The 16,598-nt window shown below is 69.6% G+C and carries 15 protein-coding genes; 13 read left to right on the forward strand and 2 right to left on the reverse strand.

Features of this window, described 5'->3' with window-relative positions; translation table 11 throughout:
- Positions 1-37: 37 nt before the first annotated feature.
- The 7 genes from KDK82_RS29475 (at position 38) to KDK82_RS29505 (ending at position 7,686) form a co-directional block, all read left to right on the forward strand.
- The gene (locus KDK82_RS29475) at positions 38-1,006 is read left to right on the forward strand and encodes a tetratricopeptide repeat protein (protein ID WP_256974575.1); all 969 of its coding nucleotides are present in this window, start codon (positions 38-40) and stop codon (positions 1,004-1,006) included.
- A 10-nt stretch (positions 1,007-1,016) separates the two neighbouring features.
- Positions 1,017-1,457 carry a DUF3613 domain-containing protein gene (locus KDK82_RS29480; RefSeq protein ID WP_034391041.1) on the forward strand — a complete coding sequence of 147 codons (441 nt, stop codon included), beginning with the start codon at positions 1,017-1,019 and terminating at the stop codon, positions 1,455-1,457.
- 33 nt (positions 1,458-1,490) lie between these two features.
- A complete protein-coding gene (locus tag KDK82_RS29485; protein WP_088166967.1) occupies positions 1,491-2,006 on the forward strand; it encodes a TadE/TadG family type IV pilus assembly protein in 516 nt (171 codons plus the stop codon).
- A 125-nt stretch (positions 2,007-2,131) separates the two neighbouring features.
- Positions 2,132-2,650, forward strand: coding sequence for a TadE/TadG family type IV pilus assembly protein (locus tag KDK82_RS29490; protein WP_256974576.1), 519 nt, complete (start codon positions 2,132-2,134; stop codon positions 2,648-2,650).
- Positions 2,651-2,666: 16 nt separating this feature from the next.
- Entirely contained in the window at positions 2,667-4,931 is a 2,265-nt protein-coding gene (locus KDK82_RS29495; RefSeq protein ID WP_088166968.1) for a TadG family pilus assembly protein, read from the forward strand.
- A gap of 50 nt (positions 4,932-4,981) precedes the next feature.
- On the forward strand, positions 4,982-6,376 hold the full coding sequence (locus tag KDK82_RS29500) for a sigma 54-interacting transcriptional regulator (protein WP_013803762.1): 1,395 nt from the start codon (positions 4,982-4,984) through the stop codon (positions 6,374-6,376).
- Positions 6,377-6,411: 35 nt separating this feature from the next.
- Positions 6,412-7,686 (forward strand): glycosyltransferase, encoded by a 1,275-nt coding sequence (locus tag KDK82_RS29505; protein ID WP_179217997.1) that lies wholly within the window; start codon positions 6,412-6,414, stop codon positions 7,684-7,686.
- A gap of 95 nt (positions 7,687-7,781) precedes the next feature.
- Here KDK82_RS29505 and KDK82_RS29510 read toward each other — a convergent pair whose 3' ends face one another.
- Together KDK82_RS29510 and KDK82_RS29515 are read right to left on the reverse strand one after the other, a co-directional pair.
- The gene (locus KDK82_RS29510; protein WP_088167008.1) at positions 7,782-9,158 is read right to left on the reverse strand and encodes an EAL domain-containing protein; all 1,377 of its coding nucleotides are present in this window, start codon (positions 9,156-9,158) and stop codon (positions 7,782-7,784) included.
- A 15-nt stretch (positions 9,159-9,173) separates the two neighbouring features.
- The gene (locus tag KDK82_RS29515) at positions 9,174-9,719 is read right to left on the reverse strand and encodes a hypothetical protein (protein WP_088166970.1); all 546 of its coding nucleotides are present in this window, start codon (positions 9,717-9,719) and stop codon (positions 9,174-9,176) included.
- A gap of 300 nt (positions 9,720-10,019) precedes the next feature.
- On the opposite strand from KDK82_RS29515, the gene KDK82_RS29520 reads away from it, so the two are divergent.
- From KDK82_RS29520 to KDK82_RS29545, 6 genes are all read left to right on the forward strand, one after another.
- On the forward strand, positions 10,020-11,432 hold the full coding sequence (locus KDK82_RS29520) for a PAS domain-containing sensor histidine kinase (RefSeq protein ID WP_179217998.1): 1,413 nt from the start codon (positions 10,020-10,022) through the stop codon (positions 11,430-11,432).
- Positions 11,417-12,763 carry a sigma-54 dependent transcriptional regulator gene (locus KDK82_RS29525; RefSeq protein ID WP_088166971.1) on the forward strand — a complete coding sequence of 449 codons (1,347 nt, stop codon included), beginning with the start codon at positions 11,417-11,419 and terminating at the stop codon, positions 12,761-12,763. The genes KDK82_RS29520 and KDK82_RS29525 overlap by 16 nt, the downstream gene beginning before the upstream one ends.
- 191 nt (positions 12,764-12,954) lie before the next feature.
- Positions 12,955-13,632, forward strand: a complete 678-nt coding sequence (locus KDK82_RS29530) for a hypothetical protein (RefSeq protein ID WP_088166972.1) — start codon at positions 12,955-12,957, stop codon at positions 13,630-13,632.
- A gap of 81 nt (positions 13,633-13,713) precedes the next feature.
- The gene (locus KDK82_RS29535; protein WP_012203978.1) at positions 13,714-14,061 is read left to right on the forward strand and encodes a DMT family protein; all 348 of its coding nucleotides are present in this window, start codon (positions 13,714-13,716) and stop codon (positions 14,059-14,061) included.
- Positions 14,062-14,072: 11 nt separating this feature from the next.
- Positions 14,073-15,284 carry an MFS transporter gene (locus KDK82_RS29540; protein ID WP_088166973.1) on the forward strand — a complete coding sequence of 404 codons (1,212 nt, stop codon included), beginning with the start codon at positions 14,073-14,075 and terminating at the stop codon, positions 15,282-15,284.
- A gap of 140 nt (positions 15,285-15,424) precedes the next feature.
- Positions 15,425-16,399: a DNA/RNA non-specific endonuclease gene (locus KDK82_RS29545; RefSeq protein WP_088166974.1), complete on the forward strand. Its 975-nt coding sequence runs from the start codon at positions 15,425-15,427 to the stop codon at positions 16,397-16,399.
- Positions 16,400-16,598: the final 199 nt, after the last annotated feature.

Genomic DNA, 16,598 nt, shown 5'->3' on the forward strand with positions numbered 1-16,598 from the left:
AGCACCAGCACCAGCACCCCTTGCAACCCTGGCAGCCTTGGCGACCCTGGCCTTGGCCCTGGCCGGCTGCGCCAGCAAGGGGCCGCAGGGCTACGGCGCCCCTTCCGCGCAGCAGGAAACCGCCGCCCAGGCCCAGCAGCAATTGCAGAACGCCCAGCAGGCCACCCAGGTGGACAACGCCCAGACCTATCTGGACCTGATCACGCAGATGCAGCAGGCGGGCCAGTGGTATGCCTCGCTGGCGCACACCGAAGCCTTCGAGCAGCAGTACGGCGTGAACCCGGAGTCGCGCCTGATGCGGGCCGACGCGCTGCGCAACACCGGCCAGGTCGAGCAGGCCCGGCAGGCCTACCTGGCGCTGCTGCAGGGCGCCACCACGGCGCGGGCGCGGCGCGGCCTGGGCCTGCTGTACGCAAGCCAGGGCCAGTATGGCCAGGCCGTGGAGCAGCTGGACAAGGCGCGCCAGCTCAACCCCATCGACGCCAACGTGCTCAGTGACCTGGCCTACGCCCACATGCTCGACGGCCGGCTGGCCGCCGCGCAGATGCCCATCATGCAGGCCTCGCAACTCGCCCCGGCCAACGCACGGGTGCAGCTGAACATGGCGCTGTTCTGGCTGGCCAGCGGCAACCAGGCCCAGGCGTCGCAGCTGCTGCGCCAGCTGGCCCAGCCCCAGGCCAAGGGCGCCCTGCCCATGATCGACCAGACCTCGCTGCAGACCCTGCAGGCACAGCTGGCCAGCGTGCGCGATGCCGTGCGCCTGCGCGGCGACAGCCTGCCCGCAGAGGCCAGTGCCGGTGCCGGTGCCGGTGCCGCTGTGTCCAGCGCCCCTGTGCTGCCTTCTGTGCTGCCCCCTGCACTACCCCCTGTGCCGACCCTGGGCACCCGCCCCGAAGCACGCGCCACCGAGGCCCTGCCCGAGACCCTGCCGGCCGGCATCACCCGGCGCATTCTTCTTTCCGAGCCGCCCGGCGCCGCAGGCGCAGCACCGGCCTCGCCACTTTGAGGAGCACGACATGCCAGACACATACCGCATGGACCCACCGCGCCGCACTGCAGTCGCCAACGCTCTGGCCCCCTGGCTGCTGGCCGCCGGCCTGGCCCTGCTTCCCACGGCCGCGCTGCATGCCCAGGCCTTTGGCGAAGTGCAGAGCCCGCCCGAGCAGGTGGACGCACGGCCCCATGTGTTCGCCGAGCCCTCCACCGACTCCATCCTGGTCGGCTACACGCTCTACACCAACCCCGATGGAACCGTGATGTACCTGCCCCGGCGCGAGATCGACATCGGCGGGGGCACCCTGCGGCTGCTGGAAATGCAGCACAGCCAGCCGGGCCAGCGTGCGCGCCCCATCGCGGGCGAGCAGGCGCGGCGCAGCTATGCGCGCTACCTCAAGAGCTTCGAGACGGAAATCCCCGCCCTGTACAAGACCGGCGTCGAAGCCGGCGGCAAGAACTGAGGCCGGCCCCGGCCACGGCTTGCAGGAACGACCATGACCCGGCTCCAACCCCGCGCTCACCGCTCCCACCGACCTGCCAGCCTGCGGCAGCGGGGGGTGTATGCGCTGGAGTGGGCCATCATCTTCCCGGTGTTCTTTGCCCTGCTGTATGCCTGCATCAGCTACGGGCTGGCGTTCCTGGTGCGCGAATCCATGCAGGCCGCCGCCGAAGACGCCGCGCGGGCCACGCTGCGCTACCAGACCAGCCGCAGCGCCCGCCTGGACGCGGCCCGCAGCCTGGTGCAGCAGCGGCTCGACTGGCTGCCCGCCGACCTCAGGCCCACGGCTGGCAGCATCGACGTGCGCATCTGCAGGCTGCAGAACAGCGAACTGTGCTCGGCCACGCTGACCTGCGGCGTGCTGGTTGCCGAACGCTGCATGGTGCGCGTGGGCTTCACCATCCCTTATGGAACCAGCCCGATAGCGCCCGCCCTGCCGGGCTTCGGCCTGGTCATGCCCACCACGTTGACGGCCAGCGCCAACATCATGGTGGACAGGGGGGGGCTATGAAGCTCCCCCTGAGTCGCTTCGCGCCTTCCCCCTCTCTCGCTTCGCGGGAGGGGGGCATACGGGCCACCGGCGACACCCTCGGGGCGGGGCGGCCCTTCCTCGGTGTCCCTGGGTTGGGGCATGCCGTGCGTGGGGCACGCCCTGCCGCATCGGCCGAGTTCATGCAGGACACCGGCGATACCTTCACGGCAGGGCTGCGCAGGCGGCAGCGTGGCGTGGCAGCGGTGGAGTTCGCGTTGATCGCCGGGGTGATGGTGATGCTGCTGATGGGCATGTTCGTGTACTGGCGCGTGCTGCAGGCCCAGCAGTCGCTGGCGCGTGCCACGGGCGATGGCGCGCGCATGGTCCAGCATCTGGCCTTTGGCGGGATGGCGGGCTACAACCCGGCCAAGCCGGCCGAACGCGCCAACATCCTGCAGGCCACCAGCGATGTGGTGAACCAGAGCCTGGCGGCCAGCGGCATTCCAGCGGGCACGGCGCCCACCCAGATACAGATCAACTGGGGCACTTCCCAGGCCACGCTGAGCGTGGTGTACATGCTTCCCCCCGTGCTGGGCCAGGGCCTGCAGGTGGGCAGCCAGACCTTGGGCGAACCCACGCGCCTGGAGTCCCGCAGCCTGATCAGGCTTGCGCCCGGCAGCTAGACAGGAGGACCAGAGCATGCTCACCCACCTCCCCGCATCCGCACACCGCCCCCGCACGCGCGGGCAAGGGCGCCGGCAAGGCGGCAGCCTGCTCGTGCAGTTCGCCCTGCTGGGCTCGGTGCTGTTCCTGTTGCTCGGCGTCGTGGACCTGGGCTACATGTACTACGCCAAGCGTGACCTGCAGCGCATTGCCGATCTGGCGGCCACCCAGGCGGCCCAGACCATCAATGCCGAGCGCAGCAACCGCGCCGCATGCGTGACGGCGGGCGAGGACAGCATCACGGCCAACTGGCCGGTTCCACTGACCCGCAACAGCAGCCAGACCGTGGTCAGCTGCGGCAACTGGAACCCGGCGGACCCGGCGCGCCAATCGAGCGGCGGCCGCTTCTTCGACGCCAGCTCCGGCCCGCTCAACGCGGCGCGCGTGACGGTGGGAGGCACCTCGCCCACCATCTTCCCCGGGCCCTGGAGCCGTGCCGTGGTGGCCGAGGCCATTGCCATGCGCAACGACTCGGTGGCGTCCTTCCAGGTGGGCTCGCAGCTGCTGCGCTTCAACAAGGACACGCCGCTGGGCGGGCTGCTGGGCCTGGTGGGGCTGGACGTGGGCATGCTGACCCTGCTGGACTCCAAGGGCCTGGCCGATGCCAAGATCAGCCCGGCCGGCCTGCTCAAGGCCCTGGGCGTGAACCTGGGCATAGAGCAGCTGCGCGCGCTGTCGCCCGAGGGCCTGGCCAACATCGCCAGCGTCACCCTGCTGAACGTGATCGACGCCTCCATCAGCGCCATCACCGACAACGCGCTGGCCGTGCAGCTCAATGCGCTCAAGACCCAGATCATCAACGCGGGCCTGAGCACCATCAAGATCCCGCTGGGCAGCCTGGATGACCAGAAGGGCCTGTTCGCCTTCCTGGGCGCCGGCCGCACCGATCCGCTGAACGCGGCCATGGACGTGCAGCTGGGCATTGGCGACCTCTTGAAGACGGCCATTGCCATCGGCGCCAACGGCCACGCTCTGCAGGCCAACCAGCTGGATGTGGCCGGGCTCATCAAGGGCCAGCTGACCATCGTGCAGCCGCCCACCATTGCCGTGGGCCCCGTCGGCACGCAGGGCTACAGCGCGCAGATCCGCCTGAACCTGAACGTGGACACGGACCAGCTGCTGGGCGGCGCACTCAAATGGCTGGTCAAGGACATCCTGGGCACCCAGGTCAAGCTGCCCATTGCCGTGGACATCACCAACGCCACCGGCACGCTGACGGCGCTGCAGTGCAGCGCCAGCCCGCAGACCATGGACCTGTCGGTCAAGTCCTCCATCCTCAACGCCTGCGTGGGCAAGATGGACCCCAACAACAAGCAAAGCTGCGAGAAGGGCCTGCTAAATGAGCAGCTGATCACCCTGCTGCACCTGCCCGTGCTGAACGGCAAGCTGTGGGTGCCGGCACTGGAGTACACGGACTCCACAACGGGCCTGGGCATGGAGCCCGGCTACGAAGACCCGGCCGACCCCAACTGGTCCAAGACCAACCGCTCCACGCAGGTGAACCAGCTGGCGCTGGGCGACACGGTCAACAACATCGTCACGGGACTGCTCAACCTGCTCAGCGGCCTGCTGCAGCCACCGAACAGCACGCCCACCGACATCACCACGCGCCTGCTGGGCTCCTACCTGGACGCCTCCATGGTGAACGGGCTCTACAACGTGACCAGCCTCACCAACCTGCTGCTCAGCGGGCGCGGCGTGGCCGGCGACAAGGACTACATGCCGCCGCTGCTCACGTCCAACTTCACGTTCAACAACGCCATCGCCAAGTCCTGCCTGCTGGTGGCCTGCCCGTCTTCCACCTGGCCCAGCGGCACGTTCTCGGCCGCACTCAACTCCTACACCAGCGTGCCCGGCGGCCTGCTGGATGTGCTGGGCATCTCCACCTACGACAACGGCTACCAGAGCTGCGCGGGCCTGCTCAGCTCGCTGCTCAACTGGAATGGCTGCGTCAAGAACAACGTAACCAAGCTGCTGACCTCGCATCCGCAGTACCTGTACACGATCAACCCGAACAGCCCCGAGATCCAGTCCCTGCTCAACCGCGACAACAACCTCACCTGCACCGGCGCCCTGTGCACCCTGCTCAAGCCGCTGGTCACCACCGTGCTCAAGCCCATCCTCAACGGCGTGGGCACGCTGCTGACCAGCGTGCTCAAGGACACGCTGGGCCTGGAGGTGGGCCGCACCGACATCAAGGCCCTGTCCATCGGCTGCGACACGGCGCAACTGGTTTTCTGAACGGCAGGCAAGACCATCCAATCCATGAATCGACAACGAGGGAATGCAACGTGAATCTGGACGAGCTCGTCATCTATGTCTGGGAAGGCCAGGCCGATATCGCCGAGCGGGTGGAGCGCTGCGTGCTCAACCTGGGCGTGGACGTGGTGCGCGCCGACGGGCTGACCCTGCCCGCCGACACCAGCGAGCTGGGCAATGCGATTGCCGTGGTCAGCGTCTCGGTGCTGGAGGGCGCGCGCTTCACGCGCCAGGGCGTGGAGGGCACCTTCGGCATGCCCGTGCTGTGGGTCAGCGCCAAGCAGCGCGACGCCAACGCCGGCACCTATGCCATGGAGTACTCGCATGTGCTGCCCTTCGACTTCACGGGGGCCGAGCTGCGGGCCATGCTGGTGCGCATCCTGCGGCGCATGCAGAGCAACCAGCGCCAGGTGCAGCGCTCGGAGGACATCATCGCCGTGGCCGACTGCATGCAGCGCCTGCTGCGCGACGTGGACACCTTTGCCGACTGCGAGCACAGCGTGCTCATCATCGGCGAGACCGGCGTGGGCAAGGAGCGCATTGCCGAGCGGCTGCACGAGCGCAACAACCGCTACGGCCAGGGCCCCTTCGTGGTGGTCAACTGCGGCGCCATCCCGGACGGGCTGTTCGAGTCCCTGTTCTTCGGCCATGCCAAGGGCTCGTTCACGGGCGCGGTGAATGCCCACAAGGGCTATCTGGAGCAGGCCAACGGCGGCACGCTGTTCCTGGACGAGATCGCGGACCTGCCGCTGTACCAGCAGGTCAAGCTGCTGCGCGTGCTGGAAGAGCGCGCCATCACGCGGCTGGGGTCGGCCGCCGCCGTGCGGCTGGATTTCCGGCTGGTGGCGGCCACCAACAAGCCGCTGCGCGGGCTGGTGCGCGAGGGGCGCTTCCGGGCCGACCTGTTCTTCCGCCTGGCCGTGATCGAGCTGCAGATCCCCAGCCTGGAGGAGCGCGGCGAGGCCGACAAGCTGGCCATCTTCCACGCCATCCTGCGCAAGGTGGTGGGCGAGGCCACGATGAAGGAGCTGGGCGAGGCGCCCTTCTTCATCCTCGACGCCGTGGCCCAGATGTACTTCCCCGGCAATGTGCGCGAGCTGCGCAACCTGGCCGAGCGCATCGGCGTGGCCGCCCGCCAGACGCGCGACTGGAACGCCGACGGCGCCACGCAGCGCATCCTGCAGCACGCCCAGGCCCTGTCGGCCACCACCTTCCCGCCGGACGCGGGCGCCGCCGAGCCCCTGCTGGCCGACCGCAGCAACTGGGACATGGACGAGCGCAACCGCATCATCGCGGCGCTCAACACCAACGACTGGAAGCGCCAGAACACGGCCCAGCACCTGGGCATCAGCCGCAAGGTGCTCTGGGAAAAGATGCGCAAATACCAGATCAGCGACGGCGAGCCCGAAGTGCCCGTGCCGGGCTGAGCACGCCCTCCGACACATCCCCATCCCCCCACGCCATGGAGACTTCCACGAACATGCAGGACAAGCCGGTCATCATCTTCGTCAGCGCCGTCTACCCCAGCCAGTACAGCCTGCTGTGCAGCCACCTTCGCGCCAGCGGCGCGGCCGACAGCTGGTTCATGACCATGCCCGGCCATGCCGAGAACTACGCCAGCCAGTGCGACCACCTGCTGTCGTTCCGGCCCGATGGCGACATCGTCGGCCCGCAAAGCTACTACTACTCCAGCAAGGTGGAGCGCTCGGCACGCATAGGCCGCGGCCTGCTGCAGGGCCTGCAGGCCTTCGAGAAGGAAAAGGGCAAGCGCATCGACGTGGTGGTCGCCCACTCGCTGTGGGCCGCACCCAACCTGCTGTACGGCGAGATCGATGCCGCCATCGTCAGCTACATCGAGTTCCCCAGCTACCGCGTGCACGGCAACGAGCCCGACTACCCGCCCGACCTGTCCCAGCGCCTGGCCGACCGCAACATGGAAATGCTGCACTACCACCAGGTGCTGTGCAGCGACCTGACCATCACGCCCAGCGCCCATGCGCGCTCGCTGTTCCCGCCGCTGCTGCAGGAGCGCGTGGCCGTGCAGTTCGAGGGCTTCGACATCCAGGCGCCCGACGAGCAGGCCGAGCCGCCGCCGCGCCAGGACACGCGCTTCACCGTGGCCTTCTCATCGCGCGACCTGTCCAGCTCCAAGGGCTTCGAGACCTTCATGCGCCTGGTCGATCGACTGGTGCGCGAGGGCGATGGCCAGCAGATGCGCTTCATCGCCCTGGGCGACCCCACGGCCGTGACCTACGGTTACGAACAGCAGTGGGTGGAGCGCCGCTACCAGGGCAAGGTGGCCAGCTTTCGCGACCATCTTCTGCAGATCCACCCGGCCGCCCAGGTGGTGGAGTTCCCGGGCAAGCTGCCGTATGACGAGTTCGCGCGCACGCTGGCCTCGGTGGACCTGTTCCTCTACCCGCTGCGCTACGGCGTGGCCAACTGGGGCCTGATGGAGATCCTGGCGCGCGGCGGCTGCGTGATCGGATCGAACTGGGGCTTTGTGCCGGAGCTGGTGCAAAACGATGTCAACGGCCTGCTGCTGCCCGACAGCGACGACGCCTGGATAGGCGCCATCCGCCAGCTGCGCGACGACCCGGCCCGGCGCCAGCGCTACGGCCGGGCCGCGCGCGAGACGGGCAAGCGCTTTCACATCTCCAACGTGGCCCCGCGCTTCATGGACCTGTTCCGCTTGGCCATGGCGCGGCGCAAGGCCAGCCCGCTGATGCTGGAGTGAGGTGCCGCGCAGGGCCGGGATCGGTCCAGGCCTCAGGCCCGCGCCCGCAGGAAAAATCCCGTGCCCATGCCGGTCTCGGCGGCCGACACCTCGGCTCAACCAGACACGGTGGAGGCCGCCACAAGAGCAGACATGCGCTCCATGCCGCTCCAGCTCAGGGCCATGTCCAGCTCGTCGCCGTCCTGCACCTCGGTCGCCTCCAGCACCTCCAGCACGTCTTCCACGCGCACCACCTGGTCCAGCAGGCCATGCAGCGAGGGCCGGGCGATGAAGAAGCCCTGCGCGCCATGGGCTCCCGCCAGCGCCACGGCCTCCAGGCCCTGGGCGGACTCGATGCCTTCCACGATCACGCAGGCGCCCCGGTCGGCGCACAGGCTGACCAGGCCCTGCATCATCCGGGCCGAAGGCCGGGCCTGCAGGCTCTGGTCCAGCACGGACTTGTCGATCTTGACGATGTTGGCGCGCAGCTTGCCCAGAATGTCCAGGCCGCCGCGCCGGGGCACGATGTCGTCCAGCGCCACGCGCACGCCCAGGATCTGCAGGTGCCGCACCAGGCCCAGCGCGGCCTTCTCGCAGGGGAAGGCGCCGGTCTCGGTGATCTCCAGCACCAGGCGCTGGGCGATCTCGGGCCGGTCCTCCAGGTAGTCGAACACGCCGTCCCACCAGGCGTCGTCGCAGAACGAGGCGGCCGACAGATTGCAACCCAGGCTGTGGCCGGTCTTCATCTCCAGCGCGCCTATCACCGACCACAGCACGCTGCGGTCCAGCCGCGCGGCCAGGCCCAGGCGCTCCAGCGCCTCGATGGCGTGGGGCACGGCGTAGTTGTCGTAGGCAGAGAACACGCTGCGGCGCAGCAGGCACTCGTGGTAGAGCGTGCGGCCCGCGCCGGCCCCACTGCCCCCGCCTGCCATGCCTGCGGGCTCCAGCAGCGTCACGGGCTGGAATGCCATCGCCAGGTGGCCCAGCCGCAGATCGTCCAGCAGGCGGCCCGCCAACTGCATGTCGGCCTGGTAGGCCTTGATCAGCCTGGGGTGCATCCTGCGCACCGCCATGTCCTGGACGCCCGCCGTGGCGTGGCCCTTGCCGCGTATCTCATGCAGGCCCGTCAGGGAGACGCAGCCCAGCGCCTGCACCTCGGCGCGCAGATAGGCCTGGCGCGCGCCGTCCACCACCGGGTCGCGCACCAGGGCGGACTCCAGCGCATGCATCCAGCCATGCCGGGCCTGATTGCCGGGCAGCACCGTGTCAGCCATCGTGCGGGGATCGAACCGCCGAACCAGCACCGTGTCGCCCGCACGCTCCAACGATTCGGCATCGATGCCCAGGCCCGTGAGCCGCTCCACGCAGGCCCGCATGGCCTCGTCGCAGAAGCCGTTGCCGTAGACGCTGCGCCAGGTCTGCAGGGGCGACAGCCAGATGGCCAGGTCCACGGGGGTGTCGCCGGGCGGAGCTTCGATGATGTCGTCGTGCATGGTGTGCTCCTTCATTCAACGGCCTGCAATGGGTTGTGAATAGCAGTGAAATCCGATCGCCCTGCGCCCCCGGCCGGACGGCCCGCCGCCGAGCACGCCGGCATCCACGGCCGACAGCGCCAGGTCCACATGGCCGGCCACCAGGTCAAAGACCACCGAGCAGGCATCCGCCTTGCGGCTGAAATACGCCAGCGTGGCGTCCGTGCCACCCGCGAAGCTGCCCAGCAGCGCCTGCCCGTCCTGCTCCTGGAACACGGCCTGCGCGCCGCCCTGCTGGGGCACGATGACGCGGTCGCCCTGCTGCAGCACGGCGCCGGCCTGGGCCGCGATCACATCGTTGCGCCGCACGATGCGCACGCCCTCGCTCACGCGCGTGAGCAGCGCCACCGGCGCCGTCTGCGCATGAAGGCTTCCGTCGCCCGCCTCGCGCGCAGGGGTGCGCGGCAAGGCGGCAGACACGAACGAGGCGGGCACGTTCAACGGCTTGCTGCGCGCCCTGTCAGGGCTGGTGCGCAGTCGCGACAGGGCCACGCCTGCAAGCGACAACGAGAGAGCGGCCATGGTTTCTCCTCCGAAAGACTGCGATCGATGGGGCGGGTGGCGCAGCACCCGGTTTTCCAGACACTGCGACAAACTTTTTGCATCCTGTTGCAACAAGCGTGCCATGGGCCTGGACTTCTTCATCCAACGCAAAGCCATCTGTAACCTATTGATTTATTTGGACACCCAAGCACAGCCGCCGCCATGTCACCCCGCGGCGTTACGGGCGATGTCACGTAACGCCGGCGCGCCACGGCGTTACTTTCGCAGCGGCCGCGCAGGGCGACGCGGCCCTGGCTGCCAGGCGCGGACCCCCTTTCGGTGTATGTTCCAGCGCATCACTTTCAGGAGCCGGCCCTGTCCCCGCAAAAGTCCATCCAACGGGATCTGGTGATCCTCTGGCTCACCATCTCGGCCGTCGCCCTGGTGCTGGCGTGGCTGCTGCTGCTGCTGAGCCGGCAGGGCACCGACCAGCAGGTTTCCCGCGCCCGCGACGCCGCAGGCGTCAGCTGCAGCGCGCTGCAGGCCGGGGCCGCGCGCATGGGGCTGGCAGGGCTGATGGCGGACACGCCCAGCGCACAGGCCCGGTCCGCCGCGCAGGCCGTGCTGGACCTGGCGCTGCGCGAGCGCCCCGGCATGGAAGGCGGCTTCTGGCGCGAGGGCCCCGGCGTGGTGGCCTATGCCTTTCCCACCTACGACGGCTCGGGCATCAAGCGCGATGCGCCCAGTGCGGAGATGGAGCGCATCGCCTCCACCGCCCAGCGCGCGCGGGACGGCGCAGGCCTGGTGACCGACCTGCGCCCCGGCCTGCGCGAGGCGGTGGTCTTTGCCGCCTGCCCGGCCCAGGCGGACGCACCCGGGCTGGTGGCCTGGACGCTGATGCGCGTTCCCCTGATCAGCGCCGACGTGGTCAACCCCCTCATCCTTGCCGTCAGCCTGCTGCTGGGCATGGTCCTGGTCTCGGGCCTGTGGCTGGGCAGAATGCTGCGGCGCTGGCAGCGGCAGTCGGCACAGATGGAGCAGCAACTGCTCAGCGCCGAGCGGCTGGCCACCCTGGGCCGGCTGTCCGCAGGCCTGGCACACGAGATCCGCAACCCGCTGGGCACCATGCGCATGAAGGCCGAGACCGCGCTGGCAGCGCCCGCGCCACTGCGTGAAGCGCGCAGCCAGGGCGCACTGGAGGCCGTGCTGGCCCAGACCGCGCGCCTGGAAGACCTGGTATCGAGCCTGCTGGCCTTGACCCAGCCCTTCCGGGTGCAACCGGAGCCGGTGGACCTGCAGCAGCTGCTGGACGAAAGGCTGCAGGCACATGCCGAGCTGGCCCAGGCCAGGGGCGTGCAACTGGCAACGGCGGTTTCCGCCGGCCTTGCCCGGGACCTGCAGGATGGGCGCCGCCCGCTGCTGGACCCCGTGCAGATGGCCAGGGCGCTGGACAATCTGCTGCTCAACGCCCTGGCGCACACGGCGGCCGGCGGCCGGGTGGAACTGGGCGCGGACCGGAGCGCCCACCGCAACAGCCCGCTGCAACTGTGGGTGGCCGATGACGGCACGGGCATTGCGCCCGAGCTGCGCGACACGCTGTTCGAGCCCTTCACCACCGCGCGCCCCGGCGGCACCGGGCTGGGATTGGCGCTGGTGCGCGAAATCGTGCTGGCCCATGGCGGCCGCATCGCGCTGGGCAAGACAACACAAGGCACACGCATAGAAATGGAATTTCCATGGCCCGCATCCTGATCGTGGACGATGACACGGCCTTCCGCGAAAGCCTGGCCGAGATGCTGGGCGACCTGGGCCACGCGGTCAGCGCGGCGCCCACGGTGGCGGCGGGGCTGCAGGTGCTGCAGGCCGGTTCGGTGGATGTGGCCATCGTCGATCTGCGCATGCCCGGCGAGGACGGGCTGGCCTTCCTGCGCAAGGCCCGCGGCCTCTCGCGGGCGCCCTGCATCATGCTCACGGCCTATGCCAGCGGCAGCAACACCATCGAGGCCATGCGCCTGGGCGCCTTCGACCACCTGACCAAGCCCATTGCCAGAACCTCGCTGGTCGAGGTGCTGGAGCGCGCCTTGCTCAGTGCCGGCCAGGCCGGCAGCCCCGAGAACGCCGCACAGAATCCGGCGCAGAACCCGGAGCAGGATGGCGATGAAGCCGAGCTGGTCAGCGGCAGCGAGGCCATGCGGCAGGTCTTCAAGCGCATCGGCCTGGCGGCGGACAGCGACGCCACCGTGCTGGTGCTGGGCGAGACCGGCACGGGCAAGGAACTGGTGGCCCGAGCCCTGCACCGCAACAGCGCCCGGGCGGAGCGCCCCTTCGTGGCCGTCAACTGCGCGGCCATTCCGGCAGACCTGATGGAAAGCGAACTCTTCGGCCATGTGAAGGGCGCCTTCACGGGCGCCGTCAGCGACCGCGCCGGGCGCTTTCGCGAGGCGCAGGGCGGCACGCTGTTCCTCGATGAAGTGGGCGACATGCCGCTGCCCACGCAGGCCAAGATCCTCAGGGCGCTGCAGGAGCGCGAGATCACGCCCGTGGGCGCCAGCCGGGCGCAGCCCGTGAACGTGCGCATCATCGCGGCCACGCACCGCGACCTGCCCGCCGCCGTCAAGGAGGGTCGCTTTCGCGAGGATCTCTGGTACCGGCTCCAGGTCGTGCCCGTGCACCTGCCGCCGCTGCGCGAGCGCCTGGGCGACGTGCTGCTGCTGGCCGAGCATTTCCTGCGCCAAGGCGGCGGCGCCTCGCCCAAACGCCTGGGTGCCGACGCCGCGCGCCTGCTGCTGGCCCACGACTGGCCCGGCAACGTGCGCGAGCTGCGCAACGCCATGGAGCGCGCGGCCCTGCTGTGCCCCGGGCCGGTCATCGGGGCCGAGCACATCGGCCTGCAGCCTGCCGTGGCACACGGGCCCGCCATCGACTGGAACGGCACGCTGGCCGCCGCCGTCGCCCAGCTGGAGCGCGAAATGGTCACGCGTGCCCTGGCCGCCGCCACGGGCAACCGTGCCGAGGCCGCGCGCCGCCTGGGACTGTCGCGCCAGCAGCTGTACCGCAAGCTGGCGGAGTTCGGGCTGGGCTGAGGCCGCAATGGGCACACGGACGCACGCACGCACGGACGGCACCGCATGTGTCCGATACGGCGACACCTGCTGTCTCCGCATCGGACACCGGGCCCGCAGCGCCCGCTGCAAGCTATTGATTTCATGAGGATTCCTGATGGCATGGCACTTGCATTGACGGATGCGTGTCCATCGCCAACCCAGGAGCCCTCATGTCCCGATTTGTTCTTACCTCCGCCGTCCTCTGGCTGGGTTCCAGCGCATTGAATGCGCATGCCGTGCCGCCCGGCGGCTTCGCCTCTTCGGCCCCTTCAGCCCCAGCAGGGCCTGGCGCGCCGCACGCACAGGCCGTGCTCGAAAGCGCCGTCGCCCGGCTGCTGACCAATCCGTATGGAGAGGTGGACGGCCTGCGCCTGACCGACGGCACGGTGGTCCGGTTCCCGCCGCATATGTCCGACGCGCTCACGGCAGCCGTGAAGGTGGGCGACACGGTGCGCATCATCGGCCGCAGCGAAGCCGGTGGTGCGGTCAAGGCGGATGCCATCGTGAACTCGGCCAGCGGCCAGACCGTGTACGACCAGCCGCCCGCCCGCGACGGCGCCCGCCCCATGCCGCCGCACCTGCGCATGGCCGGCCTGCAGACGCAGCAGGCCCAGGGCCGCATTGACGTCGTCCTCACCGGCCCGCGCGGCGATGCCAACGGCGTCATCCTGTCCGACGGCGCCATCGTGCGCTTCGCCCCCCATGCGCTGCAGCAGCCGCTGCAGCAGGGGCAGCTGTTTGCCGCCTCGGGCCTGGGCACGCGCAACGCGCACGGCACCTCGCTGGAGGCCACCAGCATGGGTGCCAGCCTGTCGGACCTGCAGCCGCTGTACGACCGCGCGCGCTGACGCCACCGCCCGGCCCCAGGGGCCGGGCGGGCTCCTGTCCCTTCCTGCTGTTCTGCTTTCCCGCCTTCACCGAACCCCACCATGTCCCCCAAGATCGCCCCCGTCCTGCTGCTGCTGATCTCCAACGTCTTCATGACCTTCGCCTGGTACGGGCACCTGAAGTTCGAGAACCGGCCGCTGTACCTCGTCATCCTGGTGAGCTGGCTGATCGCGCTGGCCGAGTACTGCTTTGCCGTGCCCGCCAACCGGCTCGGCCATGAGGTCTACAGCGCGGCCGAACTCAAGACCATCCAGGAGGTGATCACGCTGGTGGTGTTCGCCGTCTTCTCCGTGCTCTACCTGGGCGAGAAGCTCACCCTCAACCACCTGGTGGGCTTCGGCTTCATCTGCCTGGGCGCCTTCTTCGTGTTCAAGGGCCCCCTGCGCTGAAGGAAGCCGCCATGCACCGCACACACCACCATGCGCGGCGCTGGCTGCCGGGGCTCAATTTCTTCCTGGCCGATGTACGCGACGGCCTGGGCCCCTTCCTGGGCGTGTTCCTGCTCGCCCAGGGCTGGCGGCTGGACGACATCGGCTACGTCATGGCCCTGGGCGGCATCGCGGGCATGCTGGCCACCACGCCGCTGGGCGCGCTGGTCGATGCCTCGCGCCGCAAGCGCAGGCTGCTGGCCGCGGCCATCGCCCTGCTGCTGGCGGGCAACCTGGCCATCTGGATCGCACCGTCGCTGGCCGTGACGGCGGCATCGCAGATCATCACCGGCGTGGTCGCGGCCCTGATCGCACCCTGCCTGCTGGGCATCACGCTGCAGATCACCGGCCATGCGGACCTGCCCCGGCAACTGGGCATCAACGAAGCCTGGAACCACGCCGGCAACGTGGCCACGGCCGCACTGGCGGGGGCCATGGGCCTGCGCTGGGGACTGCCCTCCGTCTTCGTGCTCATGGCCCTGATGGGCTGCGCCTCGCTGGCCTGCCTGGCGCTGATGCGGCTGGATGAAACCCCGCAAGACACGCCCCCCCCAGAGCAGACCGGGCCTTCCGCACCCGGCCTGCTGCACGTGCTCACGGGCACGCCGGCGCTGCGGGTGCTGGCCGTGGCCATGCTGCTGTTTCACCTGGGCAATGCCGCCATGCTGCCGCTGCTGGGGCAGGCCGCCGTGGCGCGCGGCCATGCCAACCCCAGCGGCTTCACGGCGCTGACCATCATCGTGGCGCAACTGGTCATGATCCCCATGGCCCTGCTCGCCGGGCGCCACGCCCAGCGCAGCGGCTACTGGCTGCTGGTCAAGGCGACCCTGCTGTCGCTGCCGCTGCGCGGCCTGGTCGCCGCCACCTGGGATTCGGACTGGGCGCTGATTCCCGTGCAGGTGCTCGACGGCGTGGGCGCGGGGCTGCTGGGCGTTGCCCTGCCAGGCCTGGTCGCGCAGACGCTGCGCGGCACCGGCCACGTCAACGCAGGCCTGGGCGCCGTGATGACGCTGCAGGGCCTGGGCGCGGCCGCCAGCCCGGCACTGGCGGGCTGGATTGCGCAGCGCTTCGGCTTTGATGCGGCCTTTCTTTCCCTGGGCGGAATCGCGGTGCTGGCCCTGGCGCTGTGCTGGTTCGGCGCGCCGTCCGAACACCGGGCAGCCCGTCTCCAGCCCAAGGCCTGAAGACCGACAGCGCACGGCTCGCTTTCGGAGCACCTGGACACATTTGAGGGCCTGGAAACATAGGAGAATTCCTAGGACCCGAATCAGAACCCGCGCCATCGCGGACTTGCCTCCCAGCGGCCAGCGCCTGCCGCCCCCGAATGACTGTCAAGAACAAGAAGCCTTCCGCGCGCAAGCGCAGTTCCTCCCCCGCCTCCAAGAAGAAAGCCTCCGGCCGCAGCGGCCGCAGCGGACTGTGGCGCTCCATGTTCGCCGCCCTTGTGGCGGCAGCGGGCACCTTCCAGATCGCCAGTTGCAGCCTGGACCCGAACTGGCACCCCAAGCTTCCCGAGCCGCCCTTCCTGTCCACCCTGCCCATCCCCGGGCTGGAGCACCTGCGCAAGCAGCCGGAGACAGGTTCGGGCACGGCCTCCGGTGGCGGCAGCCCGCCAGCCGGCAGCATGGCCACGGGCTTTTCGCACTGCCGTGACTTCTTCCCCGGTGGCGAGCCCCCTGCCCTGCAGGTCCAGCCCCAGCAGCGCGAGCTGTGCTTCAGCGCCTTCGCCGTGCTGCACAGCGGCCAGACCAAGACGCCCGTCTTCGTGGTGGAGCGCCTGAACCGCAAACTGCTGGACCAGGGCCAGGGCCTCAAGCGCAGCGACAAGTTCTATGCCGATGCCCGCCTGCCCCGCGCCGAGCGCGCCGAACTGGACGACTACCGCCGCTCCGGCTACTCGCGCGGACACATGGCGCCGGCCGGCGACATGTACTCGCCCGAGGCCATGGCCCAGAGCTTCAGCCTGGCCAACATGGTTCCGCAGGACCAGACCCACAACGGCGGCGTCTGGAGCAAGGTGGAGCAGGACACGCGCCGCTACGCCCAGCGCGCCCAGGGCGATGTCTATGTGTTCACCGGGCCGGTGTTCGACGGCCAGCCGCTCACCATCGGGCCGGGCAAGGTCCATGTGCCCAGCCATATCTTCAAGCTGGTCTACGACGCGAGCACGGGGCGTGCCTGGGCGCACTGGCAGGCCAATAGCCCGGATACGCGGATGAGTGCGCCGATCAGTTATGAGGAGTTCACTCGGAGGACGGGGATGCCGTTGTTGGCGGGGGTGATGAGGGGGCGGGGTTAGCCTTCTGGCGTGGGCCAGGGTTCCGTCTTTGCCCCTGCCGGGTGGTTTTCTTTCGAGGCCGGGTCTCGGCCCGGCGGCCGACCTACCTTTCTTTGATTCGTCACCGGTACGCCGGCCGAAGAAAGGTAGGCCAAAGAAAAACGACCCGGATGTCCGCGACCCCTTCGCTTCGCTACGGGGCAACCTGCGTCGTGGCGGT

Source organism: Delftia sp. K82, from assembly GCF_002193035.1.
Lineage (GTDB): Bacteria > Pseudomonadota > Gammaproteobacteria > Burkholderiales > Burkholderiaceae_C > Comamonas > Comamonas acidovorans.

Excerpts from the sequence above, each read along its gene's own strand:
- KDK82_RS29485 (WP_088166967.1), top strand. The coding sequence starts at position 1,491 with ATGACCCGGCTCCAACCCCGCGCTCACCGCTCCCACCGACCTGCCAGC.
- KDK82_RS29480 (WP_034391041.1), top strand. The coding sequence starts at position 1,017 with ATGCCAGACACATACCGCATGGACCCACCGCGCCGCACTGCAGTCGCC.
- KDK82_RS29540 (WP_088166973.1), top strand. The coding sequence starts at position 14,073 with ATGCACCGCACACACCACCATGCGCGGCGCTGGCTGCCGGGGCTCAAT.
- KDK82_RS29515 (WP_088166970.1), bottom strand. The coding sequence starts at position 9,719 with ATGGCCGCTCTCTCGTTGTCGCTTGCAGGCGTGGCCCTGTCGCGACTG.
- KDK82_RS29530 (WP_088166972.1), top strand. The coding sequence starts at position 12,955 with ATGTCCCGATTTGTTCTTACCTCCGCCGTCCTCTGGCTGGGTTCCAGC.
- KDK82_RS29535 (WP_012203978.1), top strand. The coding sequence starts at position 13,714 with ATGTCCCCCAAGATCGCCCCCGTCCTGCTGCTGCTGATCTCCAACGTC.
- KDK82_RS29505 (WP_179217997.1), top strand. The coding sequence starts at position 6,412 with ATGGAGACTTCCACGAACATGCAGGACAAGCCGGTCATCATCTTCGTC.
- KDK82_RS29510 (WP_088167008.1), bottom strand. The coding sequence starts at position 9,158 with ATGCACGACGACATCATCGAAGCTCCGCCCGGCGACACCCCCGTGGAC.
- KDK82_RS29545 (WP_088166974.1), top strand. The coding sequence starts at position 15,425 with ATGACTGTCAAGAACAAGAAGCCTTCCGCGCGCAAGCGCAGTTCCTCC.
- KDK82_RS29495 (WP_088166968.1), top strand. The coding sequence starts at position 2,667 with ATGCTCACCCACCTCCCCGCATCCGCACACCGCCCCCGCACGCGCGGG.
- KDK82_RS29525 (WP_088166971.1), top strand. The coding sequence starts at position 11,417 with ATGGCCCGCATCCTGATCGTGGACGATGACACGGCCTTCCGCGAAAGC.